Annotated in this window: 18 protein-coding genes and 1 pseudogene; 7 read left to right on the forward strand and 12 right to left on the reverse strand. The window is 45.3% G+C overall.

The features are described 5' to 3' along the window. Window positions 1-9: 9 nt before the first annotated feature. The 5 genes from GZN30_RS15555 to GZN30_RS15575 all read right to left on the reverse strand — a co-directional run bounded on the left by GZN30_RS15555 (window position 10) and on the right by GZN30_RS15575 (window position 7,192). On the reverse strand, window positions 10-633 hold the full coding sequence (locus GZN30_RS15555) for a DUF2057 family protein (protein ID WP_075647823.1): 624 nt from the start codon (window positions 631-633) through the stop codon (window positions 10-12). A gap of 396 nt (window positions 634-1,029) precedes the next feature. Next, on the reverse strand, window positions 1,030-3,147 hold the full coding sequence (locus GZN30_RS15560; RefSeq protein ID WP_075647824.1) for a type I secretion system permease/ATPase: 2,118 nt from the start codon (window positions 3,145-3,147) through the stop codon (window positions 1,030-1,032). A gap of 20 nt (window positions 3,148-3,167) precedes the next feature. Beyond that, complete coding sequence (locus GZN30_RS15565) at window positions 3,168-5,084, reverse strand: bifunctional diguanylate cyclase/phosphodiesterase (protein ID WP_075647825.1); 1,917 nt, start codon at window positions 5,082-5,084, stop codon at window positions 3,168-3,170. Between the two features lie 5 nt (window positions 5,085-5,089). Continuing rightward, window positions 5,090-5,722: a transglutaminase-like cysteine peptidase gene (locus GZN30_RS15570; RefSeq protein ID WP_232060557.1), complete on the reverse strand. Its 633-nt coding sequence runs from the start codon at window positions 5,720-5,722 to the stop codon at window positions 5,090-5,092. Between the two features lie 78 nt (window positions 5,723-5,800). Then, window positions 5,801-7,192 carry an HlyD family type I secretion periplasmic adaptor subunit gene (locus GZN30_RS15575; protein ID WP_075647827.1) on the reverse strand — a complete coding sequence of 464 codons (1,392 nt, stop codon included), beginning with the start codon at window positions 7,190-7,192 and terminating at the stop codon, window positions 5,801-5,803. Window positions 7,193-7,504: 312 nt separating this feature from the next. Between GZN30_RS15575 and pdxH the strand changes: the two genes are divergently transcribed. Next, on the forward strand, window positions 7,505-8,140 hold the full coding sequence (gene pdxH / locus GZN30_RS15580) for a pyridoxamine 5'-phosphate oxidase (protein WP_075647828.1): 636 nt from the start codon (window positions 7,505-7,507) through the stop codon (window positions 8,138-8,140). A 36-nt stretch (window positions 8,141-8,176) separates the two neighbouring features. Here pdxH and GZN30_RS15585 read toward each other — a convergent pair whose 3' ends face one another. The 3 genes from GZN30_RS15585 to GZN30_RS15595 form a co-directional block, all read right to left on the reverse strand. Then, window positions 8,177-8,875 (reverse strand): helix-turn-helix transcriptional regulator, encoded by a 699-nt coding sequence (locus GZN30_RS15585; RefSeq protein WP_075647868.1) that lies wholly within the window; start codon window positions 8,873-8,875, stop codon window positions 8,177-8,179. Window positions 8,876-9,186: 311 nt separating this feature from the next. After that, window positions 9,187-11,013 carry an SUMF1/EgtB/PvdO family nonheme iron enzyme gene (locus GZN30_RS15590; RefSeq protein ID WP_075647829.1) on the reverse strand — a complete coding sequence of 609 codons (1,827 nt, stop codon included), beginning with the start codon at window positions 11,011-11,013 and terminating at the stop codon, window positions 9,187-9,189. Window positions 11,014-11,149: 136 nt separating this feature from the next. Next, window positions 11,150-12,247 (reverse strand): PEGA domain-containing protein, encoded by a 1,098-nt coding sequence (locus tag GZN30_RS15595; protein ID WP_075647830.1) that lies wholly within the window; start codon window positions 12,245-12,247, stop codon window positions 11,150-11,152. A 406-nt stretch (window positions 12,248-12,653) separates the two neighbouring features. Between GZN30_RS15595 and GZN30_RS15600 the strand changes: the two genes are divergently transcribed. The 5 genes and pseudogenes from GZN30_RS15600 (at window position 12,654) to GZN30_RS15620 (ending at window position 20,078) form a co-directional block, all read left to right on the forward strand. Then, a complete protein-coding gene (locus GZN30_RS15600) occupies window positions 12,654-13,460 on the forward strand; it encodes a helix-turn-helix domain-containing protein (RefSeq protein WP_075647831.1) in 807 nt (268 codons plus the stop codon). A gap of 191 nt (window positions 13,461-13,651) precedes the next feature. After that, a complete protein-coding gene (putA, locus tag GZN30_RS15605; protein ID WP_075647832.1) occupies window positions 13,652-16,771 on the forward strand; it encodes a bifunctional proline dehydrogenase/L-glutamate gamma-semialdehyde dehydrogenase PutA in 3,120 nt (1,039 codons plus the stop codon). Window positions 16,772-16,786: 15 nt separating this feature from the next. After that, complete coding sequence (locus tag GZN30_RS15610) at window positions 16,787-17,476, forward strand: 1-pyrroline-5-carboxylate dehydrogenase (RefSeq protein WP_075647833.1); 690 nt, start codon at window positions 16,787-16,789, stop codon at window positions 17,474-17,476. Between the two features lie 100 nt (window positions 17,477-17,576). Further along, window positions 17,577-19,068 (forward strand): annotated as a pseudogene (putP, locus tag GZN30_RS15615) (sodium/proline symporter PutP). Between the two features lie 542 nt (window positions 19,069-19,610). Further along, complete coding sequence (locus GZN30_RS15620; protein WP_075647835.1) at window positions 19,611-20,078, forward strand: Lrp/AsnC family transcriptional regulator; 468 nt, start codon at window positions 19,611-19,613, stop codon at window positions 20,076-20,078. Window positions 20,079-20,152: 74 nt separating this feature from the next. Here GZN30_RS15620 and GZN30_RS15625 read toward each other — a convergent pair whose 3' ends face one another. Next, window positions 20,153-20,857 carry a DUF445 domain-containing protein gene (locus GZN30_RS15625; protein ID WP_075647836.1) on the reverse strand — a complete coding sequence of 235 codons (705 nt, stop codon included), beginning with the start codon at window positions 20,855-20,857 and terminating at the stop codon, window positions 20,153-20,155. A 115-nt stretch (window positions 20,858-20,972) separates the two neighbouring features. Next, complete coding sequence (locus tag GZN30_RS15630; RefSeq protein WP_075647837.1) at window positions 20,973-22,808, reverse strand: ABC transporter ATP-binding protein; 1,836 nt, start codon at window positions 22,806-22,808, stop codon at window positions 20,973-20,975. A gap of 347 nt (window positions 22,809-23,155) precedes the next feature. Here GZN30_RS15630 and GZN30_RS15635 point away from each other — a divergent pair, with 347 nt between their 5' ends. Further along, window positions 23,156-24,139 carry an arginine deiminase-related protein gene (locus GZN30_RS15635; RefSeq protein ID WP_075647838.1) on the forward strand — a complete coding sequence of 328 codons (984 nt, stop codon included), beginning with the start codon at window positions 23,156-23,158 and terminating at the stop codon, window positions 24,137-24,139. A 107-nt stretch (window positions 24,140-24,246) separates the two neighbouring features. On the opposite strand, the gene GZN30_RS15640 is transcribed toward GZN30_RS15635, so the two are convergent. Together GZN30_RS15640 and GZN30_RS15645 are read right to left on the reverse strand one after the other, a co-directional pair. Beyond that, window positions 24,247-25,164, reverse strand: coding sequence for a DUF368 domain-containing protein (locus GZN30_RS15640; RefSeq protein ID WP_075647839.1), 918 nt, complete (start codon window positions 25,162-25,164; stop codon window positions 24,247-24,249). Window positions 25,165-25,342: 178 nt separating this feature from the next. Further along, window positions 25,343-26,083, reverse strand: coding sequence for a flagellar brake protein (locus GZN30_RS15645; protein WP_075647840.1), 741 nt, complete (start codon window positions 26,081-26,083; stop codon window positions 25,343-25,345). Window positions 26,084-26,106: the final 23 nt, after the last annotated feature.

Consider the following 26,106-nt stretch of genomic DNA (forward strand, 5'->3'; position numbering starts at 1 on the left):
CACTACCAATTACTGCTGGTTGATATACTGTTTAAATTTCGCTTTGGTTTCCGCATCGGCTTTTTGATACCAGAAATGCAGCATTTCTTCCGCGGTATTTGCATCGACTTTGACATTAGCCGGTAAAGTAACCGCGACCGCAGAACCCGAGTTCAAAGCCGCAACACCATTAGTTCGGTTGTATTCTTTTGATTCTTGGACAAAATCGCGACCAATCTGCATACCATCTTTGTGAAGCACATCTTGAGTCAGAGCAATTGGCTGGTTTTGCTGATCAATAAGCGTGACTTGCCAAGCTTTGATTTGTTTCTCTGCTTCGCGTTCATTGCGATATTCAGGTAGGTCTAAACTCAGTTGCTGATTGTTAGCGGTGAACTTTGTGATGACCGGAGTGCTTTCAACGATAACGCGATCGTTACCTTGCGAGAAGTAAGGTGTATAACGGAATACGACTTGGTTTTCACCATTTGCCAGAGTGATGCTTTTGGTTGAACTGAATAGACCGCCCTCTAGGTCGGGTTTTTCAGCATTCACAGCCAGTACTTGCACATTGTCAGGTATGTTAATTGTTACTTCTGCGTGCGCACCAGCAGCAAGAAAAAGACCAGATAGAAGTGTAGCGACGGTTTTCATTTTAATTCCTTTAAGCAGCAAATGGATTAAATTAGCAATTGAATGCCAATTATCAGCAATAGAAAATTAACGAGATTGTAGTTATTTTTTGTCTATACCTGAGATAGCTTACCCAGTGGAGGTTACTCAAGTATGACAGGCTTTCTTCCCTACCATAGCGGAATTAACACGCTTTATCACCTCTGTTTTATATTAAATTTCTCATAAAAGTACCTCAGTGAAGAAATAGTGCACATTGCATGTGTAAAAGTTGTTTTACGTGCATTATCAATAACTTTTAAATATATAAGTGTTATTTATAGGTTGGTATGCATTGGTGTTTTGAAATAATAAATCCGCCCATATAAAGGCGGATTTGTCAGTTATTTGTCAAGGTGTGAAGTTGGGCAATATTTATTATGCACTTGCCGCTCTCACTTTGCCTTGCATTAGATTGCTTAGTACCTCGGCTTTTGGTCCATCAGCGATCACCGCACCTTTCTCCATTACAATGATGCGATCAACCACATCCAGCATCGATGTTTTGTGTGTAATGAGGATAAGAGTCTCATTCTGCTTCAGTTGCGCCAGTTGTTGCTTGATGTGCATTTCTGAACGGTTATCCATTGCGCTAGTGGGTTCATCCATCAGCAAGACCGGAGGTCGCCCTAAAATGGCTCGTGCGATTGATACTGCCTGACGTTGTCCGCCTGAGAGTAATTGACCACCTTCACCAACTTGGCGTTCAAGACCTGCGGGATCTTGTTGGGTAAATACGGTGACGCCTGCTCGGTTGGCTGCATCCATCACATCGCGATCGTCAGCCAGAGGTCGACCCAAGGTTATATTGTCACGGATGGAGCCGTAGAACAGGTGGTAGTCCTGCGGAACACAGCCAATGTTACGTCGAATATCAATGTGATGCAGTTGATCGATGTCTGTATCATCGATGCGAACATGACCTTCAGTTGGCTTGTAGAGACCAAGAACCAATCGCTCAAGCGTGGTTTTACCTGAACCGATACGCCCAATGATCGCCACTTTTTCTCCTGGATTAATGGTCAGGCTCAAATTGCGAATTGAAGCAATGGGCGAGTCAGGGTAGTGGAATGTCACGTTATCCAACTCAATTTTGCCATGCACGATAGGGCGGTGAATATAACGCTTCCCTTCCTCTTGTTCATCCGGCATAGCCATCACTTGCTCAATAATTGTCATTGACGATTTAGCTTGGTTGTAGCGAGCGGAAAGAACGGATAACTGGACCATTGGACCAATCGCGCGCCCACTTAGCATCGTTGCTGCAATAAGACCACCCATGGTGAGGTTGCCTTCGGCAATTAGGTAGACACCAAAGATGATCATACCAACGTTACATGACTGTTGTACAAAGCCTGCGGTGTTTTGAATACTATCGGTAATACGGCGGCTCTTAATATTCCAGTTCGCCATGTGCGCCACCGCTTCTTCCCAACGGAACTGAAATTGGCTTTGTGCGCCGAACAATTTCACTGTTTCTAGTCCCGCTAAACTCTCAATTAAGTTGGCATATTTTTGCGACGCAAGGCGAGAGCCTTCTTCAATTGCTCGGCGCAGTGGACCTTGGATTAAAAGAGAGTAAATGATTAGGAACACTACACCCGCGATAGGTACGAATACTAAATGCCCCGCCATCAGCCAAATCAACAGTAAAAACAGGATGGCAAATGGGAGATCGATCAGTGAGCCAATCGTTGCAGAGGTAAAGAACTCGCGGATGGATTCAAACTCTTGTAGATGACGTGCAAACGCCCCGACTGATGGTGGGCGTGACTCCATACGAATGCCAAGCACTTTGCTAAATAGCTTGGATGAAATCAAGATATCAGACTTTTTCCCTGCAACGTCAATGAAGTAGCTGCGCATTAATTTGAGGATCAAGTCAAAAAGGAAAATAACAAAGATACCACTCGCCAAAACCCAGAGAGTCTCAAAAGCTAAGTTAGGCACGACTTTGTCATAAACCAAGCGAGTAAACATTGGGGCGGCGATGGCGAATAAGTTGATCAGGATTGAGGCGATCAATACATCGCGGTAGATGCTGCGAGATTGCCATAACGTACTCCAGAACCAGTGTCCCTCTTTGGTTTTGAGTACTTCTGGTGAACGTTCATCGTAGCGGAACTGCTTTTTAACTAAGAAGTAACGACCCGTATAGAGTTGCTGCAACTCTTCTAGCGGAATTGATATTGGCACCAAACCCGATTCACCGGTGACAATTTCTGCTTCTTGCTGTTCGCCGTTAATGCTGTTCAATACACAGGCGTCGCCACCTTTGAGCAGCAGTACCACTGGCAGCACTAATTGGGATATTGAATTGAGCTCTGCACGGTTTTCTTTCGCGACCAAACCTGCACGCTCCGCAGAACGTGGAAATAGGAAGGGCGTGAGTTTGCCCTCTGATAAAGGCAAACCGTTTATCAGCGCTTCTGGTGAATTCGCTAAGCCGTAGTAACGACTGACATAGATTAACGAATTTAATAGTGGATCTTGCATACTCGCTGCCTTTTATAGTTCTACTTGTCGACAATGTAACCTTGGAAGACATCAATGAAGTGCTCAGATAAGAAATCGAGCTGTGCTTGTGTCTCAACCCTAGATGCAATCGTCTTGATACCTAAATTATGGGCGGTTCTCGAGATTGAGGTTAGCGTAAAGGCTTGTTTTTCATCTTCCAAGTGGTGTGTATAGAGATAATCGAGTTTGACGTAAGCAGGACGGAACTCATTAATGTAATCTAATGATTGGAAGTTTCGACCATAGTTGTCGACGCCAAAGTCTGCGCCTGCGGCGCGTACGGCATTACAGAATAACGCGGTATGGTGTGGCGAATTTACGAAACAGTTTTCGGGAATTTCAAAGTGAATCAGTTTCGTCAGATCTTTGTGACGGTTTAACTGTTGAGTTACCCAACGGATAAAGCTTGGTTGCGAAATGCTGTTTTGCGCAATATTGATCGCAATAGGCGCGTCAAAGGCACTGCCATCTCTGCTCAGTCTTTGCAGAACTGACGAAATGACATACTCGTCAAAGATGTGGCTGGCATTGAGCTGTTCTAGTGCGAATAAATACTGGTTGGCGCCATAGCGTTGTTCACCATGTTCAATAGCGCTAAACATCTCATAGTGATAGGTCTTACCGTTGGTAGCGTTAGCTGGTTGAGTTCGAAAAGCAAACCAATCATTACTGATCGCTTCTTCAACCAGCAGTTTCCACTGTTGTTTGCCCATGAGTGTCGCGGAATTATCGCTCGTAATATAGCTGTAGGCTTGGTCTGGATTGGTTGTCGCGTCTGCTAGTGCGTTGTCTAGCAGGGTGAGTAGGTCTGAGGCAGAGGTGGTGCTAGAGTTGTGCACCACCCCAAGGGCTGCGTTAGCTTTTGCCATACCAGTTGGATCTGCGTTCAGGTCTTGCACACATGTGATCACGCTTTCGGCTAGCAGTTTAAGCTCACCTTCATCGGTATTTTGCAAGATAAATGCAAATTCGTCGGAAGAGATGCGCGCCATCGTTACGTCACTGCCGTTGAGCGCGACTTTTAGATGATCGGCGAGTTCACGTACCATTTTATCTCCTTCCTCGTAGCCTTTTTCGTCATAGAGGTCTTTGATAAAACGAGCTTCTAGCAGCGCGACGCCACCGTAGCCACCTTCACTTAACCAACCATTGAGTTGGCTCATATAGTAAGCGCGGTTACCTAACGTTGATACCGGATCGATGTAGGCACGTTCTCGCAGTTGCTGAGCTTCTTTCGCTTGGGCTTTAAAGGACTCTTCAAGCTGCGCAGACATGCTGTTGATACCTTCCACAACGCTCAATAAATCGGTGGTTTTTGGCAGTGGCAACGGTTCGCCAAACTTGTTTTGCGCCACTTGCTTCATTTTGACAACAATACGATCAAGCGGATTGAGCGCACGCTTGAGTAAGAAAGAAATCGCCAGCAGTCCAATCAATAACACGATACAAAAGGCGATAACCAAATCTTCAAATGCGAGCCAAAGTTGCTGGTAAGCACTACCAGGGTGACTGATGATTTCCACTTCGGCTAACTGCATCCAACCACTTGTCACTACGCGGCTGTCATGGATAGGTTCAAATAGGTTGAGGGCGACAAACCAACTTGGTACATCGCTAGGTTTGACAGGATAAGAGCGGACAATCTCTTGATCACTGTCGAGGAAAGTTAGTCTAACTACCGAGTAGCTACTGCCATCAAAGAGCGCATTGATCACTGACTCCACTGCGACGGTGTCTTTCTCTTGCAGATAAGGGGCGAGAGCAAGACCCACGGTATTGATGGTGTTGTTAACCTCTGAGCGCTGTTGCTGTTCTAAGAAATTTCGTGTGGTATTGATCTCTATCACCGACACTGAAATCAGCAGCAATATGATGACGGTAATCATCCCTGCGACAAGCTGTTTATGTAAAGTCATAGTGGCTACTCATCGTAATTGATTTTGGGTTTCCGTAATTGGAGTGATTTTTCGCGTGCGCGTAAATCATTCCATAAACTTAGCCGTGAAGATTTTCCGGCTAGTTGTCCGTTTTGTGACTTCATCAACCAAAGGTTGTTACCGTTGAAACTGTATATCGGTAGTAGATCACGGCGCTTGGTTGCCGTGGTGATCTCTGGGTTGATATTGTCGAGTATCAGAGGTTCGGCACTCGGATGGGAGTAATACGCTAGAACCATGTGAAACTGATTTAAACTCAATGCTTTAACATATACTAGGCGTAACTTTTTGTCAGAGATGCCAAGCTCAAGCAGTGAGAAATATTTGGCAATAGTGAAATCTTCACAGTCGCCAGCATTACTGCCTAAAAATTCTAAAGGTGTCGCCCAGTAATCGTTTTTCCCCCACAACCTATCGTCATTGACGAAATTGAGCTGGTTGAAAAACTGATTAACACGCTCCAATTGTTCTCGTTCTGCAAGCCCTTGATAGACCCGCATTTCATTGCGCCAAGTAGTGACGCGCAGACCAGCACGATCACCGTAAATACGAGTTACTGTGTCGACTAAGCGCTGTTCCGATGTGTTGAGCGCCTGGGGTGCTGACGCGACCATCATGCACACTGCACTCACACACAACCTTTTTAACGTTTTGAATCTCATCCTTACTTCAATGGGCACGAACACAAATGCTCTCTATTCTTTCAGTGCGTTGGTGCGAGCACTAAGAATTGGCTTGAGTAAATAGTCCATGACGGTACGTTTACCAGTGATGATATCGACGGTTGCTGTCATACCAGGAATAATCGGTAGTGACTCATCTTTATTTAACGAGGTTTCGTTGGTGCGCACACGAACGAGATAGAAGCTGTTGCCCTCTTCATCGGTGGTGGTGTCGGCACTGATGTGTTCTAGCGTGCCTTCGAGACCACCGTATTTAGTAAAGTCATAGGCGCTGAATTTCACAATTGCTGCAAGCTCTGGGCGTAAAAACGCAATATCTTGCGGAGCAATTTTAGCCTCCACTAGCAAGGTATCTTCACTAGGGACAATTTCGACAATATCCATGCCCGGTTGAATCACCCCGCCAACCGTGTTGATGTTAAGCGTTTTGACTGTTCCGGTTACAGGAGAGACCACAACGGTACGGTTGACGCGGTCTTGCAAACCAACCGTCGATTCCGTCATTGCTGAGAGTCGGTCTTGCGCATCGTTGAGTTTTTCTTGTTGGGCTGAGCGGAATTTTTGCGCGGCGTCGATTCGGCTTAACATGGCTTCTTGAATTGCTGAACGTAGTACCGGTACTTTTAGTTCGCTCGAGGTCATTTCGCGGCGAGTATCGTTAACCTGACGTTGCAGTTTGAGTAGTTCAATCCGTGGCACAACACCTTCTTCGGCAAGAGGGCGGGTAATATCAAGCTCTTTGCGGGCAAAGCTATAGCTTTCACGTAGGTTACGAACTCGCGCTTGGATTTCAACTAAGTCCTGTTGTTTCTGTTTGACCTGTTGATCTATAAGGGAAATTTGGTTACGTAGTTCATTGAGGTCTTGGCGATATTCGGCTTTTTGTCGCGAGACCAGTCGGGGACGATCTTGCTGGAAATCTTCTGGGTAAAACAGTTTGTCGTAGGCGATTTCAACGCTCTTTTGCCAATCTTTATTGTTAAAGTCTTCGTTAATTTTTACGCTGGCAAGCGAGGCTGAAAGTTGGATAACGTTGGCGGTTAAGTTGGCAACTTGCTGTTCTCTTTCTCTAAAGTCTGAACGAAATCGCGTATCATCAATCAATAGTAGCTGTTGACCTTTCTCGACCAACTCACCCTCTTGCACCAAAATTTCTTTAACCAAGCCACCTTCAAGGTTTTGAATGACTTGTACTTGTGAGGAGGGAACGACTTTACCTTGTCCGACGGTCACCTTGTCAATTTCTGCCCATGACGCCCAAGCAATCGCGATAATAAAGAACAGTAGCATCAACCACAGCATGATTCGTGCGCTGCTTGGTGTGTTTAAGAGCAGAGCTGCGGTTTTATCATCGACATAATCCAACTCATCTGAATTGAGACGGTTGTAACTACTTTTGCTCATAAATAATCCCTAGCGTTAATGACATATATGATACCTAAGTCACTTTAATGAGTGCTCTATTTTGCCGTTGTGGTACAAAAATTGGCTTATAAGGTGTAGACCAAAAGTTCTAGCTAAATCCTCATATTGTTAGTTTACCAAATAATTGTTAATAAGTTGATATAAAAGAATAGCCTACATTGGGTACTTATCTTTCCTAAAGGGTGATCCAGTTTTTATTTACTGACTTAAGTCTAGTTGCTTTGTGGGTAGTGCACTTGAGTTATCAATAATATGAGCGCACAATCACGCAAACAATGTTCAGGAGTGAATATGGAACTTGAAGATATTCGCCGTGAGTACACCAAAGGTGGTTTGCGTCGTAAAGATTTATTGAGTGACCCTATCGACCAGTTCAACTTTTGGTTGCAACAAGCGATTGATGCCAAGTTGACAGACCCTACTGCCATGACTGTGGCAACTGTTGATGAAACCGGTCAACCTTACCAACGTATCGTGCTACTTAAACACTGTGACCAAGACGGTTTTGTGTTCTATACCAACCTAGGTAGCCGAAAAGCCCAACACATCGAGCATAATGCTAAAGTGAGTTTACACTTCCCTTGGCACAGCCTTGAACGTCAAGTGAATGTGATTGGTGTGGCGGAAAAACTGTCCGCAATGGAAAATATGAAATACTTTACTTCACGTCCGAAAGAGAGCCAGATTGCTGCACTTGCGAGTAAGCAAAGTAGTCGCATTTCGGCACGCGGTGTGCTTGAAGGAAAGTTTCTTGAACTAAAACAGAAGTTTGCCAACGGTGAAATTCCGGTGCCATCTTTCTGGGGCGGTTATCGAATTAGACCGACTAGTATTGAGTTTTGGCAAGGTGGTGAAAACCGTCTTCACGACCGTTTCTTGTACTCTCAAGAAGCGAATCAGTGGGACATTGATCGCCTCGCGCCATAAAAAACAAAAAAACGCCTTCGGGCGTTTTTTGTTTCTTTAATCGTCGCTATGTATCACGACCGACAGTTGGGTCTTTAGCATGGTTTGCGGAATGTATGAACCGTAACCACGTTCGAGCGCTAGGTCGATCAGGTGCGCTTTGCTATGGGCGTTAAATTTGGTTCTTAGCCGCGCTACGTAACCTTCAAAGGTTTTGATTGAAATCCCCATCGCGTCAGCAATAAAGGTCGGTTTTTTGCCATAGAGCATCAGAAACAGCACTTCTTGTTCTCGCGTGGTCAACTTTTCGCTACCTTGAGATGAGACTTCCCACTTTGCCCCTTTGAGATCGGATAGGATGCCTGTTGCGCGGCAGATCCAATGTCCTACCTCTAAAATTGCCGTATCGGTCAGATCTTGACCAAAGAAGATTGTGCCTTGCACTTCTCCTTTCGCGTTGTACCAAGGTTTTTTACTGAAAATATGCGCACGCCAACTGCCATCCGGATAGGGGTGAACGTCGAGGACTTTAATGGTTTTCTGAGTCTCGATCACCATTTGATCTTGCTGTTTAAAGTCTTGGGCGCAGTTTGCTGTTTGGCAAGGCATATCTCGGTCTGCGAGACCAACTAATTGTTGCGGATCTTGAAAGCCAACGAGTTGAGCATACGCAGTATTGGCATAAACAAAGACAGAATCTAAATCTTTGCATCCCCAATAACCTGGAAGCTGGTTGACCAGCGAATCAAAACTCATATCCACTGATTTCACCTGTCTTTATTGTTATGATACTGAATGAGCAAATGGTACGTCATTCTAAATGATGATGAAATAAAAAAAGCCAGACATCTCACAATATCTGGCAAATACAAGAATAACTCTTGTCGACGTGTAGAAGAGGTTCTACGACTCAGCGAGGGTCAGCTGAGCAATAGACGTATCAACAATACGATTACTGATACGAAGCCAAGTGCCGTAAGCCCTTGACTACGCGGCTAATGTATCTTCTGCACTGCTATCGAGAAAGGGGGGAAATCCCCCCTCCGATTTATAAATGTGATCTAGAGCTAGTTAATCACTCTCACCACGCGGAAACCGAGATAGTTCGCCGCACTGGTTGGTGATAAATAAAGGCGTTCGTCTGCGGCGGCTTGCTCCGGAGAGAAGCTCCATGCACCGCCTTTTGCAATACCTTGTGAGTTGCTGGTCCATTGCCACACGTTGCCAACACTGTCGTAAATGCCTAGTGGGTTAGGTTTGAACGCTTTAACGGGTGAGGTACTGGTGTTTGCCCAAGGTGAGCTACTCCAACCGGTATTGGCTTGACCAGATACAAACTGCTCACCCCACCAATATTGGCTTTGACTGCCCGCACGAGCGGCAATTTCCCATTCGTCTTCACTTGGTAAGCGATATTGATAGCCGGTTTGTTGGCTCAGCCATTTGGTGTAAGCATTGGCATCGTTGCGGCTGATGCATACCACTGGTGATTGTGCTGACTGCTTAAAACCAGGATTACGCCAATAGCTTTTCGCAATCGCTGTCACTTCACCATGACTCATGGCAGTACAGGTATTTTTCAGCTCTGCATCGGTTTGATAATCCGTTTGACGAACGAAAGCATCAAACTCCCCAACGGTGATTGGTGTGACACTAATCCCGAAAGCATGATCAAGGAAATACTGATTGGCAGCATTTTCACCCAGTAAGTATTCGCCTGGAACGATGGTTGCCAATTGTGGCGCTTTGCTGCCTTTTGCAATTAAATCAGCAAACTGATCACCCGCTTTAAGCGTGTTGGCATTTTGCTTGAGTTGCGCTCTGAAGTTTCGGTCAGCGTTGAGCGCGATATTTTGTTTAAAGGTCTGATAACCCTCTTTTTTGATCACTAGGTGGTGTTGACCGATAGGCAACATGATTTCGACAGGTGTACTGCCGTAGGAAACACCATCGACAAAAACGCGATCATCATATTGGTTTGAGCGGACGTTGAGTGTCACCCAAGCAATCTCTTGCTCGTTTTGAGATTGTTGTCCCGAGACATAACCCGGCGCGAAGCAGTACTGCTTGTCGACGTTAAGCAGCGTACAGGCTGTGGTTTCACTAGGTCGAGCTTCAAGCGTGATATCCATCAGAGCTCGATAGCGCTCGCCGTCGTAAAACTCGGCTTGATTGGTTTTGCTACGTAAAACGTGAATGTTGAGCGGCGTTTTGTTGATATTAGCCTCAACCAACGTCTCTTCGGTGGTACTGGCAATGAGCTGAGTTTGAAAGGTTTTCACCGCTTTTTGAGTGGCGAGCTCACGGGTTTGAGCATCACATTGTGCGAGCGTCATCTCCGACTGACAGCGATTGGTAAAGCTGACACTAATTTGCTGGCTTGGTGAGAGTTCTTGCTTAAGTCTATCAACACGAGCACGCAGCTTTTGCTGGTTGCTTTGCTCGATTTCCGTTTCGATTTTACTTACATGAGCCTGGTGCTGTTCAAGTAATTGCTTTGCTTCTTCCAGAGTTTGGCTATCACTAAGCAACTGCTGTTGATTCTGCTTAATGTCACGCCAAACGCTTTGATAATGGGCTTGTACGGCGGCAATATCGATATTGGGGTCGTCAATCATGCGTTGGTAAGCGCTTTCAAGATCGCTTTTTGCCGTTTCAAGCTGAGCATTAAGTTTTGTCGCTTGCTGCTGAGTGTTTTTCAGTGTTTGCTGGTGTTGGGCAACACTTTCTTGCTGCTCACTTTGAGTGGTTAACGCGGCTTTTAACTCAGCGTGTTTGTCAAATAGCTGCGCTTCGATCGCAGTGACCGCATCTGTCGAGGTATTTGCCTGAACAGATAGGGCACCACAACAAGCGGAGAGTGCTAAGAAAAGAGTTGAGAAACGAGTTTTCATCGTTATGTATCTCTCTACAGTTTTGATTCGATTTAAACTAAAGCGCCACTTCGCCTTAGGGTATCGTCCGATAGCTAAGAAACGAAATGGCGCTTTTTAAATAGCATTAACAACGGGTGGCTTCACGCAGGTGATGTTAGCCTTGTTGTTCGCGTAGTTTTACCCATACCGTATCGTTGTGGTTGATGGTCACTTTACGGTTATAAGTTTGGTAACCATCTTTTGATACAGTCACTTGATGTAAGCCACGTGGCAGCATGATTTCGACTGGAGTGCTGCCATATTTCACACCGTTGATCACCACATTGTCGTTGTACTGATCTGAACGTACGGTAACCGCAACCCAGTTTTTGTCTTGTTGCTTCTGTTGTGCGTAAGCATCTGATTTTAGACAGTAACGCGTTGACACGTTCAATAGCTTACAAGCCGCCGTCGCTTCTGGTTTAGCTTGCAATTGCGCTTGTAGCTCAGTGAAGTAACTGTTGTTGCCTTCAAAACCAGTGCGGATTAGTTGGCTTTCTTGTACGTGAACATTAAGCTGCACGCCACTCGCATTTTGTTTCGCTAGCGTTGATTCAGTCAGTCGATCCATCAACGCGGTCTTAAAGGCTTTGACTGCTTTTTGTTTCGTCAGTTGTTGACCTTGGCTAGTACATTCACCTAGCGTCATGGTTGCTGAGCAGGTGGTTTTGAAACTGGTTTGAACGACGTCGCTTTCACTTAATTCAGCAGCAAGACGCTTAACGCGAGCTTCGACTTTTTGCTCTTCTAGGTAAGCAAATTCTGATTTTAGGCGCGCCTGCTTTTGCTTGATTTGCGAAAGACGAACTTCGCTTTCAGTAACTAACTGTTGATTCTCAAGCAGCTCAGATTGATTGCCTTTTACTGCGTTCCAAGAGTCCTGATACTCTTTCTGTAGGCTAACTAAATCAATTTCAGGATCTTCCAGTAGACGACTGTACTGCTTATCAAGCGCCGACTTCGCACGGTTGCGCTTCGCATTTAAATCTTGTTCATCACGTTTTAGCTTTGCATGGTCATTCTGCAGTTGCTGGAAACGTTGAGTTTCTGAATCGAACTCTTCAGCGTTAGCTTGCAGTTCTACCTGCTTATTGCCTAGTTTTTCATCGATGACAGTAACAGGATCAGCAGAAGAGTTTTCAGCTGCCATCGAAGTTGATAGCCAAAATGGGCTGAGCGCAAGCAAAAGCGCTGGGATGCGGCGTGTGATCATAAGTCTCTACAACAGTTATGTTTAATTCACTGATAGCTTTACTCTGCAACAGGAGGAGATTCCGTTGCGCAAGCGATACTTTCCATGTGGGAGTTTGATTCCCAAGTATTTTTGGTACTTTGCGACTAAAATACCATTTTTCATGTAAATCTAAAGTACTAGTTTTTATTTTGTGCGCTTCACACAAATAACGTTTGCAGAAATTGATTTTGTTGCAAGCAAATGGTTAGAAGTGACATTGACCGTAATTTATTTGCACTTGATCATTGTTCCGAGAAAAATGTTATGCAATAGGTTGATAATTAACTTTTTTGGCAAATATTCGCTTGCCTTTCGCCTCTTCTCGAGAATCCGCTAAAATTGTTATACCATCTGCATTAACTTCCGATCTTTACAGTTGTTATCTATGAGTGAGCCCAATAAATTTCCTAATGCTCCCACTATATACATCCCCAAGCCCGCAGAATTAGTGACTTTGCCGTCTTATATGGATTGCCATGATCACCAATACACCCAAATCGTGATTGGTTTAAAAGGGCAGGCAGAGTTTGAAGTTAATGGTGTCGGGAACCTGGTGGGACCGGGTCAAGGTTGCGTGGTGACTTCGGGCTCAGGGCACGCGTTTGGTGGGGTGATCGAGCAATCGGATATCTTGGTGCTCAATATGCCGATGCCAAGCCAAACAGAGCCGCTTATGTTGCAGAAGCTGAACGAACTCAATCAAAAAGAGGTCTATTTCCAACTTGATGCCCAAATTCAGCGTTTAATTCAGATGCTGGTGGCAGAGATGCAGGCAAGCCCAGACGACTTACTCCTCAGTCGCGCTTGTAACGATACGGTGATGGCACTGTTGCAAAGACATGCATCCAGCTTACAGGTGAGTCGCAAAGAGTCTCGCTTTGATCTTGAGGCGATCGACCGTTATATCGAGCAACATTTAACTCAAAAGATCTCTGTCGCTCAGTTGGCTGGCAGTGTGTTTTTGGGGGAAAGTCAGTTTCATAGCCTATTTAAAGATCAGTTAGGCATCACGCCGCATCAGTACGTGCTGTCGAAGCGAATCGACATGGCGAAGCAATTGATTGAGCAACGCAATCTCACTCTCGGGCAAATCGCAGAATTAACCGGATTCTCTGGGCAGAGCACTTTTGCCCATGCGTTTTCACGCTTACAGGGGATCTCGCCATCGCAGTATAAGAAACGAATTGGTTAATTTGGAAAATAAAAATGACCATATATTTTGCTTTTATGGGTGTGATCATGTTTTTGTTTTGTTAAATATCGAAGTTTTAAGCAAATAGTTCGGAGTTTTTGACAAGTATTCCATTCAGCCTCACAATACACTGCTCGCCATTGCAGTAAACCCGCTTAATGATTAAGCAGGTGTGAGATTGAGGAATACGTATGTTTACAGCAACAGATGTGTTGAACGCTGAATTTATTGAGCAGCCGCTTGATAAATTGTGGGCGTTGATCTCGCCACTTTATATGGTGGACGAATCACAATGGTTAGAGCAGCTTTTACCTTTGGCTACGCCAAGCGTTGAGGAAAAGAGTCAAACCGAACTCAAAACCACTCAGTTAATTGAAGCAATTCGCGCAGATAAGAAATCGATTCAAATGATCGATGCGCTATTGCTTGAGTACAGCCTCGATACCCAAGAAGGTATTCTGCTGATGTGTTTAGCAGAAGCTTTGATGCGTATTCCTGATGCCGAAACCGCTGATGCACTTATTCGCGATAAATTAAGCGTTGCGGATTGGAAGTCTCACCTTAAAAACTCCGATTCCGTGTTTGTTAACGCATCGACTTGGGGTTTGATGCTGACAGGTAAAGTGGTTGGTTTAGCGGAATCTCAGCAGCCAAGCCCAACTCAAGCGGTCAACCGTTTGGTCAATAAGCTTTCTGAGCCTGTGATTCGTAAAGCAATGAATCAAGCGATGAAGGTGATGGGGCATCAGTTTGTCTTGGGTCGCACCATTCAAGAAGCGCAGAACAACGGTCGTGCGATGCGTGATAAAGGCTTCACCTATTCTTACGATATGTTGGGTGAAGCGGCGCTGACCGATGCTGACGCGAATAAGTACTTTAAAGACTATCTCATGGCGATTGAAGCGGTAGGGCGTGATGTGGTTTCGGACCACAGTCCAGCCCCTTCAGTTTCGATTAAGCTCTCTGCTTTGCACCCTCGCTACGAAGTAGCAAATGAGTCTCGCGTGATGAATGAATTGCACGACACGCTGTTGCAATTGCTTATTCGCGCTAAAGAGCTCGATGTTGCCATTACCATTGATGCGGAAGAGGCAGACCGCCTGGAACTGTCACTTAAGCTGTTTGCTAAGCTTTACCAGCATCCTTCAGTGCAAGGTTGGGGTAAGTTTGGCTTGGTAATTCAAGCCTATTCAAAACGTGCATTACCTGTGCTGGTTTGGCTCAATGGTTTAGCTAAGCAGCAGGGTGATGTGATTCCTTTGCGTCTAGTGAAAGGCGCTTACTGGGACAGTGAAATAAAGTGGTCACAACAAGCGGGCTACAGTAATTACCCAGTCTACACTCGAAAAGAATCAACCGATGTTGCCTACTTAGCTTGCGCGCGCTTTCTGTTAAGTGATGGTGCACGAGGCAACATCTACCCGCAGTTTGCTAGTCACAATGCACAAACTGTGACCTCAATTGCTCAAATGGCAACCCACACTGACTATGAATTTCAACGTCTACATGGCATGGGTGAGTCACTGTATAACCATGTTATGGCGACTTACCGCCAACCAGTTCGTATTTACGCGCCAGTGGGAAGCCATAAAGATTTGCTGCCTTACTTAGTGCGCCGTCTATTGGAAAATGGTGCTAACAGCTCATTTGTGCACCGTTTGGTGGATGCACGTTGCCCTGTTGATAGCTTAACCGTTCATCCGGTGGAAGCGCTTGCGGGTTTTGCGAGCTTAAACAATCGTGCGATTCCGCTGCCAGGGGATATTTTCCCTAATCGACGTAATTCGCTTGGTATCAACATCGATATCGAAAGTGAAAATGCGCCATTTGAAGCGCAAGTTGCTAAGTGGATGCAACAGCAATGGCATCTTGGTTCGGTTATTAATGGCAAGCTCATTCACGAAAGCATGATCAAGGACGATGTTGATCAGCAACTCGTGACAGCGCCTTATGATCGCCAAGTGGAAGTCGGAACGTTGGCATTTGCCAACCTTGATCATGTTTCCGTAGCGATTGAAAGTGCTGAGCAGGCATTTGACTCTTGGTCAACGCTATCTTTCGAGCAACGCGCCCTGCCAGCGGAGAAGCTTGCAGACTTGTTGGAAGACAATATGGCAGAGCTGGTAGCGCTGTGTCACAAGGAAGCAGGCAAAACCATTCATGATGCGATTGATGAAGTGCGCGAAGCGGTGGACTTTTGCCGTTTCTATGCCAAGCAAGAGCAAGTGTTTACTCCTACTATCACAACCGGTTTTGACGGTATTGAACGCACCGTTGGTCGCAAAGGGCGTGGGGTGTTCGTTTGTATCAGCCCTTGGAACTTCCCTCTAGCCATCTTCCTTGGTCAAGTAACCGCCGCGCTTGTGGCAGGCAATACCGTGGTTGCTAAACCGGCGGAACAAACCAGTTTAATCGCGGTACGCGCAGTACAGCTAATGTTGCAAGCGGGTTTCCCTGCTGGAGTGATTCAACTACTTACCGGTAAAGGCGCAGAAATTGGTGCCGCGCTAACGTCACATGCTGCGATTGCCGGTGTGGCGTTTACTGGCTCAACCTTGACCGCGCAACGTATCAACCAATCACTGGCAGCCCGCGATGCCGCCCCTGTTCCTTTGATTGCTGAAACTGGCGGCTTAAATGCGATGATCGTCGACAGTACCGCACTGCCAGAGCAAGTGGTGCGAGATGTAGTGCGCTCTGCATTTGCCTCTGCAGGGCAACGTTGTAGTGCGCTGCGAGTCCTCTATGTGCAAGGCGACATTGCTGACCGCATTATCGCATTAATCCAAGGTGCCATGCATGAGCTCTCTGTAGGTTTGCCTTACCTCCATTCGACCGATGTTGGTCCTGTGATTGACGCGCAAGCGAAGCAGAAATTACTTAGCCATATTGAATCGATGGCGAGTCAGTTCAAGACAGTCGCTCAAGTTAGCTTGGGTGAAGAGTGCGAGCGTGGCGATTTTGTTGCGCCGACTGCGTTTGAAATTGACGATATTCGTTCTCTAGCGGAAGAGCAGTTTGGACCTATTCTGCATATTGTTCGCTACAAAGCGAGTGAGCTGGCGCAAGTGGTTACTCACATCAACCAGACTGGGTATGGACTCACACTAGGGGTGCATAGCCGCAATGAGACTACCTATCGTTGGATTGAAAAACATGCACGAGTTGGTAATAGCTACATAAATCGTGATCAAGTTGGGGCCGTGGTGGGTGTTCAACCATTTGGTGGTCAAGGTTTATCGGGTACGGGACCAAAAGCTGGTGGTCCACACTATCTATACCGATTCACCCAAACTGTGTTCAATCAATAAGCGAGGAAGAGAGATATGGTTCATCAAGTAGTGAGTTTTACCAATGCTTTCTCTGCGTGGGAGAACTGGAATTTAACCGATTTTGATTCAAAAAGTGAATGCCTACTATCGCTGCAAAAGGCGTTAGTAAAGCCTGAGCATCGTCAAGTAATGGCATTTCATCTAGAACAAGCCCGCCAACTTATTTCTGTTACTCATCAGTTAGTTGGACCAACAGGCGAGAGTAATGAACTTTATACCGCAGGGCGTGGTGTCTGTTTGATTGCCATCGAAACCATTAATGAGAATGCGCGACTTGCAGCAATGGCGCAATGCACCGCAGCGCTCGCGGCGGGCAACAGTATTATTTTGTGTAGCGACGACACTGAGTTTACACAAGATTTGGAGAAGGCTTATGAACAGTCTTCTCTGCCAGTAAATCTACTCCACTTTGCATCTTACGATGCAATCGGTCAGGTGTTGGAATCTGACATTCGTGGTGTGGGCTTTATTGGTTCATCAAACGGGGAAAAAGAGCTTAATCGACAGTTAGCAGCGCGTGAAGGCGTGATTGTTAGCTTTGTTGCTGAGACAGACTTAACAACACTCGAGATAGCGCATGATCCTCAATTGTCGCTGCGGTTTATTACCGAGCGAACCAGAACAATAAATATAACAGCGGTGGGCGGTAACGCGACACTATTAGGCGCCTCAGACCCTCACTAAATGAGGTGCGGTAGCGCTTTGCTGGCTTGCAAATCCAATAACAGAGGTGCCAAGGAGGACATGTCTGTTATTGGATATTCGAATAAAAGAGGAAAATCGAATGGAAAATAGCTTTGCTATTACAACCACATTTATCGCTTACTTAATCTTAATGTTAGCGATTGGTGTGATTGCTTATCAACGAACCAAAAGCTCCACAGACTACTTTCTTGGTGGTCGCTCACTAGGTCCTTGGCCTGCGGCACTTTCTGCAGGCGCATCAGATATGAGTGGTTGGCTACTTCTAGGTCTACCTGGCTATGCATACGCAGCTGGCATTGAAGCTTTCTGGCTTGCTGGTGGTCTATTATTAGGTACTTGGGCAAACTGGTTGATTAGTGCCAAACGCCTGCGTACTTACAGCATTACGACAGATTCTCTAACGATTCCTGAGTTCTTTGCTCGTCGTTTTAACGACAAATCAAAAATGATCCAAACCATTTCTGCGTTCTTCATTTTGCTATTCTTCCTTTTCTACACCAGTTCAGGTTTGGTTGCGGGCGGTAAGTTATTTGAGACAGTATTCGGTCTTGATTACTCAACAGCGGTAATTATCGGTACAGTATGTGTGGTTTCATACACACTATTCGGTGGTTTCTTAGCGGTATCTTGGACTGACTTAGTGCAAGGTCTTTTGATGTCTGCGGCACTATTGATTGTACCTATCGCGACGATGCAAGGTGGTTTTGGTGACGTCGCTAACCAGCTTGAAGCGATCAACCCAGAGCTGTTGACGTTGTGGAATGACTCAAAAGGTCAACCTTTGTCAGCTATCGCGATTATCTCTTTAGCGGCTTGGGGTTTAGGTTATTTTGGTCAGCCGCATATCCTGGCGCGTTTTAAAGCAACACGCAGCAACAAAGATCTGACGACAGCTCGTCGTATCGCGGTGATTTGGACTGCGCTATCAATGGCTGGCGCAATGATGGTTGGTATCGTAGGTTTAATCCACGTACAAAGCACAGGTAACCTGTCACTTGATGATGGTGAGAAAATCTTCATGTTGCTGGTGAACTCTATGTTCCATCCAGTGATTGCAGGTATCTTGCTAGCTGCGATTCTGGCAGCAATCATGAGTACTGCGGACTCGCAATTATTGGTTTCTTCATCGGCACTGGCGGAAGATTTCTACAAACAAGTAATTAAGAAAGACGCAAGCTCAGATGAGATCGTCATGGTTGGTCGTATTGCGGTAGTGGCTATTTCAATTGTGGCTCTGATCTTGGCAATGACGCCAGACAGCACGGTTCTTGGTTTGGTTTCTTACGCTTGGGCTGGTTTTGGTGCGGCGTTTGGTCCGGCAATGATTCTTAGCTTGTACTGGTCTCGTATGAACCGCAATGGCGCTCTGGCTGGTATTATCTGTCGGCGGTGTCACGATTGTTGTCTGGAAACAACTGTCTGGCGGTCTGTTCGATATGTATGAGATTGTTCCGGGAATCATTTTCTCAACGCTGGCAATCATCGGTGTTAGTTTGGCAACCGCTGAACCCGACGAGACGGTAAAAGCTCAGCACCAGAAATTCGAAAAACAACTGATTGAGCTTGATTAATTTGATGACAGCCGTAGCAAAATGTTGAGTTACGGCTGTTGATTAACTACTCATTAGTTATTGCGAAATAGTTCAGCCCTGCTAGCAGGGCTTTTCTGTTTTTCCACTTATATATCTACTCTACATCACACTTTTGTTTATTTTATTTCAAACGGCGGAACTGACAGCTTATAAAAGAGTCAATTCCATAGGCGAGTGAATACCAGAGGATGGAAAAATGACACAAGTGTACTGTAATTGCTGCAATAAAAAGACCGCACATAAAGTTGTTCTTAAACGAAGTGAACAAGCGGATACTTCATTGATTGGCACACTTGTTTGTTTTTTCTCAACCGTTGTCCAGGGTGATCATTACGTGAAGATGGAAAAGCAATATCTTTGCCGTGCTTGCAATCATCAAAATACCCCAGAGCCAACTGCTATTCCTAACATGAAAGTGGCTTAACAAATTCTTACTCAACTGCATTGTTCAATTTGCTGTATTTGTGATTAAATTGTTTCGATAATGTTTCACGATCTAGATTGAATTAGAGCGGTATATCATGGAATTAGATAGAATTGATCGCGAGATCCTCCGAATCCTCAAGGCGCACGGACGTTTGCCTATTGTCGAACTCGCTAAACGAGTAAATCTTACCACCTCTCCTTGTTCTGACCGTGTGAAACGGCTAGAAAAAGAAAGTTATATCAAAGGCTATCATGCTGAACTGAATCCAGAAAAACTTGGTTTTGATGTTCAGGTGTTTATCCATATTCGACTCGACCAAACCTGTTTTTCGGTATTTGAAAAGTTTGCTAAAGCAGTTGAAGAACTGCCAGAAGTTGAGGAGTGTTATTCGCTCTCTGGGGACTTTGATACCATGATCAAAGTGCGTGTCAAAAGCATGAAAGAGTACCAAGGCTTTATGTCAAAAAAATTGGGCAGCTTGCCAGGAGTGATACAGTCACGCAGTGAAGTGGTGATTGAAGAGCATAAATCGAGTATTGGTGTGAGTGCCGAACTGCTTTAAACAGAGAGCTAGGTTACGGATACAATAAAGGCGAACATGTGGTTCGCCTTTATTTTTGACAGGGGATAAATGGTTTATGCGATAAACGATGAAACTACGCCGATCACGCCGCCAAACACACCGCCCCAAACGACGAGCCAACCTAGGTGTTCTTTGATCATTTTTTGCACCATCTCTTTGACTAACTTTGGCGTGAGCTCGCTAAGGCGTTGATCGATGATGTTTTCGATGTTGGTTTTGATCTCATCCATCATCGCTGGCGCTTCCAATTGTTCTTTGAGTGCTTCTTTAACACTGTCGCTTTGGCTGATCTCAATAATTGATTGCTGCATCTTTTCGACGAAAGGCTGCTTCATTGGCTGCAAAGCTTCTGCGCCGCCTAGCATGGCAAGCATGCCACCAAATGATGACTGTTCAATCACTTCAACTAAGGAATCAAAAGCCGGGTTAAGATCCACTTTGGCGATGACAGGTTCAAGGTTTAGTGTTTTGCCTGAAGCCATTTCACTGCTGAGGAATTTGTCGATGTTCGATTCGTTAAAGAATTGCTCCATCATCAAATTCTTAATCGCGAGCTTAAATTCTTCAAAGCGCGCAGGAATAACACCAGAACCATATAAGCCTGGCACCTTTTCAAACAGCATGTGAATCGCTAACCAGTTGGTAATTGCCCCTGAAAAGGCAAATAGACCCGCGTAGTAAGCCAATTGATTATCGTACAGGTGTCCGCCCGCCAATAGGGCAAGCGCAATAATATTAGTCAGTAAGCTCTTGTTCATTGTCACTACAGGTAGTTCTTGATGCGGGGGAGTATAACCAAGAGTCGCGGCAGCAAAAAGCCCTCATTTCAGAGGGCTTGATGATCTACCTTACCTAGCAATCGCTTTAAGCGCGTTATTCATCATCCCCAAGGAAACCACCTGTTTGGTGCGCCCAAAGCTGAGCGTAGATACCTTGGTTCGTTAACAACTCTTGATGAGTGCCTTGCTCAACAATCTTCCCTTGGTCGAGTACAATTAAACGATCCATCGCGGCAATTGTTGATAGACGGTGAGCGATGGCGATTACCGTTTTACCTTCCATCAACTCATTTAAGCTCTCTTGAATCGCCGCTTCCACCTCAGAGTCGAGTGCTGAAGTCGCTTCATCCAGCACAAGTAATGGTGCATCTTTGAGCAGTACTCGCGAGATGGCGATACGCTGACGTTGACCACCGGAGAGTTTTACACCACGCTCACCGACTTGCGCGTCATAGCCGACATTACCAAACGGGTCATTGAGTGTTTGGATAAAGTCATGGGCATGAGCTTGGGTGGTCGCTCGGATCAAATCTTGTTCACTGGCATCGGGTTTGCCGTAAAGAATATTCTCACGAATCGAACGATGCAGCAGTGAGGTATCTTGTGTCACCATACCAATACTGCCACGCAGCGAGTCTTGAGTTACATCAGAGATCACCTGTCCATCAATCTTAATTTGACCTTCTTCGACATCGTGGAAGCGCAAGAGTAGGTTCACTAACGTTGATTTTCCTGCACCAGAACGACCGACTAAACCGACTTTTTCACCCGGCTTAATGTTGAGGTTAAGATTGTTGATAACGCCTTTACTCTTATCGCCGTAGTGGAAGCTGACATTGTCGAACTCAATACCACCTTGATTCACTGCGAGTGGTTTCGCGTTTGGTTGATCTTTAATATCAATCGGCTTTGATAGGGTTTTCATGCCATCTACCACGGTACCCATATTTTCGAACAGCGCACCGACTTCCCACATGATCCACATCGACATACCGTTAATGCGTAGCGCCAAGCTGATTGCGATTGCGATGGCACCAACGCTGATGGCATTGTCCATCCATAGGTAAATTGACAAGGCGCTGATTGAGAATACCAATATGTAGTTAGTGATCTCTACTGCGACATCAAACCCGGTCACTAAACGCATTTGACGGTAAACCGTTTTTAAAAAGCCTTGCATACCTTCTTCAGCGTATTCGGTTTCGCGATCGCTGTGAGAGAAGAGCTTAACGGTTGAGATATTGGTGTAGCTATCGACAATACGTCCGGTCATGGTTGAACGTGCATCTGCTTGTTCCGTCGCTACTTTCTTCAATTTAGGTACAAAGTAAATCTGAATACCAATATAGGCGGCAAGCCAAACCAGCATCGGAATCATTAAGCGCCAGTCTGCTTGAGCGAGCAGCACAATCATGCTGGTAAAGTAGACGGAAACATAGACAAAAACGTCCATGCTTTTCATGACTGTTTCACGCACCGCGAGTGAGGTTTGCATCACTTTAGTTGCCACACGTCCAGCAAAGTCATCTTGGTAGAAATTGACGCTCTGTTTCAGCAAGTAACGGTGTGCCAACCAGCGGATTGACATAGGGTAGTTGCCCAAAAGCGTTTGGTGAATCAGCAATGAATAGCCAACCACCATCACTGGCATAACCACTAAAAGCAGGACACCATAGAAAATTAAATCTGCTTGGTTTTCTTGCCAAAAGGTCTCTGGATTACTGTTTGCCAACCAGTCGACAAGGTTGCCCATTGCGCCAAACAGAGTCACCTCAACGATAGCCACTATCGTTGCCATGATCGACATGATAATCAGTGGGATTTCAAAGCCACGGGTGTAATAACGACAGAAGGCTATGATTCCCTGAGGGGGTTGTTCCGGCTCTTGAGCTGGGAAAGGTTTGGTGAAACCTTCAAATTTCTTAAACATACATCATCCTAGAGCGCGGCAAAGAGATGGGCAAAGGTGCTAAATAGCCACGCGGTATCTAAATTAATCCGCTCATAACAGCACTTAGATAGAATTCAATATGTTAACGGTTTGCATATGAAAATGTAACCACAATAATAGACTTATTGGTTGAAATGGATCGCTAATTATTTCCCTCCATTATTTTGTTTACGCGTTTTCGATATAGCAGCAAGATTTACTGTTTTATATCGAATCTGCCGATGAGATCCCTTTTTGCCCACTTAATTTACTTAAAACTCAGTAATTTTTTTGTTAGCTTTGCGGATACAATCATCTAATAATTAAAACAAATGGAGTTTGTAAACATGTTGCAAAAGCAAACCCTAGAAGATTTAACTAATCCAACGCTAAAAAAACAAAATGCTAACTGTGTGGTAATGGTCCCGCCAAAAGAATTTGGCTTTAACCCAGAAACCGCGAAAGACAATGAGTTTCAACAAGGTATCGCCTTAGACAATCAACAAGTGCAATTACAAGCTTTAGCTGAGTTTGAAACTATGGTTGCTCAATTGCGCGCAGCCGGTATTCAAGTGGTTGTCTTGGATTATGAGCCTAGTGAGTTGCCGACGCCTGATGCAGTATTTCCCAATAACTGGTTTAGTACCACGACACAGGGTGAATTATTCACTTTTCCAATGGCATGTGAGAATCGCCGCCGTGAAATTCGTTTAGCTGAATTGCGCGAAACTCTCGAAATGGCGGGTCGTCACGTTGATAGTACCTATTCGTTTGAAGAACACGTAAAACATCGGGCTTATTTAGAGAGTACGGGTGTGATGATATTTGATCACATCAATAGTACCGTCTATGCCGCACTATCCCAGCGTTGTGATCGTGATGTCCTTGAGCAATTTGCACAACAAGCGGGTTATTCACGCGTGGTTTCTTTCCAAACGGCTTTGCCGTCTGGTAAGCCCATCTATCACACCAACGTGATGTTGGCGATTGGCGAACGTTTTTGCGTCATTTGTGATGAGATTATTCCGCAATATGAACGTACGTTTGTGTTGAAATCACTGGCTAAGGACAAACAGATTATTTCCATTTCGCTGGAGCAGATGAACGCAATGTGTGGCAACGTGCTGCAATTGGAATCGGTTAATGGCGAGAAGGTGATTGCCCTGTCACAAACTGCTTATTACGCATTTACGCAAGCCCAGCTTAACCAATTGGCAAGTCATGGGCGTTTGTTGCCGTTGGACGTCACCACCATAGAAACCGTCGGAGGTGGTAGTGTGCGTTGTATGTTGGGTGAGGTTTTCTTACCTGCACGCAGCAAGTATTTGTAGCAATGAGCATCGCATGATGACCGAGTGATAAAACAAAGCCCCGCTCATTTCTGGCGGGGCTTTCTGTATTGGTTCAGGCGTGCTCTGTACGCTCAGTTGATTGTTACCTAGCGTGTACGCTCAGCGTATTTCTCTAAGCCTAGTACTAAAGCAATAGCGGCTAGCATCATCACGACTGCGATACCAAGTTGAGAAGGCTGGTTAAACACGTGCTCAAACTCAAATGGAGAAAGGTTGTGTTGGATCAGCGGAACCTCTTCACCTTTCGAGTTAGTACGCCAAGTGACCGTTTCTTTCCAAGGCCAGATCTTCGGTAGTGTGCCAATCATTAAGCCAGTTAAGAACATTAATGTGGTGTCTCGAAAGCGATTAAGCAGCCATGATAGTACGTGAGAAAAGCTTAATAAACCTAGTACGCAACCTGTTAAGAATAGCGCGAGAATCGCGATATCAAATGATTTTACCGCTGCAAGTACCGGCGTATACATGCCGATCAAGAGCAAAATAAAACTGCCTGAAATGCCCGGTAAAATCATCGCACAAATCGCAATGGCACCCGCGATCAAAATATTAATGCTGGTTGGTTCCATATGCAGTGGTTTGAGAATCGTAATACAGTAGGCGAAAACAACACCTAGCAGTAAGAATACCCAACGACTAATGGTCTTTTGTTCCACTTGCTTGAGGATGTGAAACACGGAAACCAGAATCAAGCCAAAGAAGAATGACCAAATTGGGATTGGGTGAGTGACGAGCAACCAAGAAATCAATTTTGCTAGTGTTGCGATACTGGTAAATACACCACCGAATAACGCAATCAGGAAGAAGCCATTGATGTGATTGAATGCCGCTTTAAAGCCGTCGCGTTTCCAGATACCCAGTAAGCTCGGGTTGATTCGACGAATACTTTCTAGCAGTGTATCGTAAATCCCCGTGATGAATGCGATTGTTCCGCCAGAGACGCCTGGAACAACATCAGCAGCGCCCATAGCGATGCCTTTCAAAAATGTACTTAAGTAATTCATTATGATTGTCAGAGTGTTGGAATGAGCAGAGTATACCCATCTTAGTGTCGAAAAAGTATGAAAACAGCGCGGCAAATCGCTCTGAAGTTGAGAATTTGCCTCACTAGTTTAGTTACAAAGTTTGCTCGGGTTGATTGCTTCGTTAAGTGGCAATTGGTTTAGGTAATCAAAACGTAGATTATTGTAGTGATAATTTGCTGCCATCAAACTTAAGGTTCGCCAGTAGCGATTTTGCTACTTTCTTACCATTGTCATCAAAAAAGACCCCGTATTTGCGCTTTTGTGACGCTTGTTTCGCGTTGCATACCTTGCCCGTTAATGGTCCAAATGCTTTGCCTTTACTCGCTTCTTGGCTTAAGTGTATTTCGATAGTTTCACCAATGATGAATGGACGACTTAACGAAGAGGTGACGTAGAGACAGCCGCTTTTGGACAAGTCTTTAACGTCGCAATCGATACGGTGGTTGCTACTGTGCGCTTTGGCTGATAAGTCAACTTCATAACGAGGCTCGTTACGCAGCGGTGTCGCTTGCATGGTTTGCGGAATCGACATGGCGATCATCGCAATGGGCGCTCGAATGATATGTAGGATCTGGCTGCGGAAAGTAACAATGGCACCTTCGCCACGAGGCGAGATGGTGGATAACGTAGCCCAAAAGCCTTCTTGGAAAAAGCCTTGAAGCCTATCTTCAGTCAGCTTCGGCATCTCAATCAAAATCATTTGATTTGAGTGACTGCCAACTAAATTACTTTTGGTCACAAAGCTGGTGCCCACGGGCGTGGTAATACTGATACTGAGTTCGCGACCATGATCAAGCATGGCTAGTCCATCAATACTTTTGAGGATCTTTTGCGAACGGTTTTGATTGTCACTTTGCTGAGCAGGTATAGTTTTGGAAGTCCCTGGAAGGGTATTCATTAAGCCACCATGATTCCGCTTGA

This window comes from Vibrio ponticus (assembly GCF_009938225.1).
GTDB classification, from domain to species: Bacteria; Pseudomonadota; Gammaproteobacteria; order Enterobacterales; family Vibrionaceae; genus Vibrio; species Vibrio ponticus.

What these genes read in the sequence shown, in the direction of transcription:
- putA (WP_075647832.1), top strand. Translation starts at nt 13,652, where the DNA reads ATGTTTACAGCAACAGATGTGTTGAACGCTGAATTTATTGAGCAGCCG.
- GZN30_RS15575 (WP_075647827.1), bottom strand. Translation starts at nt 7,192, where the DNA reads ATGAGCAAAAGTAGTTACAACCGTCTCAATTCAGATGAGTTGGATTAT.
- GZN30_RS15585 (WP_075647868.1), bottom strand. Translation starts at nt 8,875, where the DNA reads ATGAGTTTTGATTCGCTGGTCAACCAGCTTCCAGGTTATTGGGGATGC.
- GZN30_RS15570 (WP_232060557.1), bottom strand. Translation starts at nt 5,722, where the DNA reads ATGATGGTCGCGTCAGCACCCCAGGCGCTCAACACATCGGAACAGCGC.
- GZN30_RS15625 (WP_075647836.1), bottom strand. Translation starts at nt 20,857, where the DNA reads ATGAACAAGAGCTTACTGACTAATATTATTGCGCTTGCCCTATTGGCG.
- GZN30_RS15610 (WP_075647833.1), top strand. Translation starts at nt 16,787, where the DNA reads ATGGTTCATCAAGTAGTGAGTTTTACCAATGCTTTCTCTGCGTGGGAG.
- GZN30_RS15595 (WP_075647830.1), bottom strand. Translation starts at nt 12,247, where the DNA reads ATGATCACACGCCGCATCCCAGCGCTTTTGCTTGCGCTCAGCCCATTT.
- GZN30_RS15645 (WP_075647840.1), bottom strand. Translation starts at nt 26,083, where the DNA reads ATGAATACCCTTCCAGGGACTTCCAAAACTATACCTGCTCAGCAAAGT.
- GZN30_RS15590 (WP_075647829.1), bottom strand. Translation starts at nt 11,013, where the DNA reads ATGAAAACTCGTTTCTCAACTCTTTTCTTAGCACTCTCCGCTTGTTGT.
- GZN30_RS15600 (WP_075647831.1), top strand. Translation starts at nt 12,654, where the DNA reads ATGAGTGAGCCCAATAAATTTCCTAATGCTCCCACTATATACATCCCC.
- pdxH (WP_075647828.1), top strand. Translation starts at nt 7,505, where the DNA reads ATGGAACTTGAAGATATTCGCCGTGAGTACACCAAAGGTGGTTTGCGT.
- GZN30_RS15560 (WP_075647824.1), bottom strand. Translation starts at nt 3,147, where the DNA reads ATGCAAGATCCACTATTAAATTCGTTAATCTATGTCAGTCGTTACTAC.
- GZN30_RS15640 (WP_075647839.1), bottom strand. Translation starts at nt 25,164, where the DNA reads ATGAATTACTTAAGTACATTTTTGAAAGGCATCGCTATGGGCGCTGCT.
- GZN30_RS15565 (WP_075647825.1), bottom strand. Translation starts at nt 5,084, where the DNA reads ATGACTTTACATAAACAGCTTGTCGCAGGGATGATTACCGTCATCATA.
- GZN30_RS15620 (WP_075647835.1), top strand. Translation starts at nt 19,611, where the DNA reads ATGGAATTAGATAGAATTGATCGCGAGATCCTCCGAATCCTCAAGGCG.
- GZN30_RS15555 (WP_075647823.1), bottom strand. Translation starts at nt 633, where the DNA reads ATGAAAACCGTCGCTACACTTCTATCTGGTCTTTTTCTTGCTGCTGGT.
- GZN30_RS15630 (WP_075647837.1), bottom strand. Translation starts at nt 22,808, where the DNA reads ATGTTTAAGAAATTTGAAGGTTTCACCAAACCTTTCCCAGCTCAAGAG.
- GZN30_RS15635 (WP_075647838.1), top strand. Translation starts at nt 23,156, where the DNA reads ATGTTGCAAAAGCAAACCCTAGAAGATTTAACTAATCCAACGCTAAAA.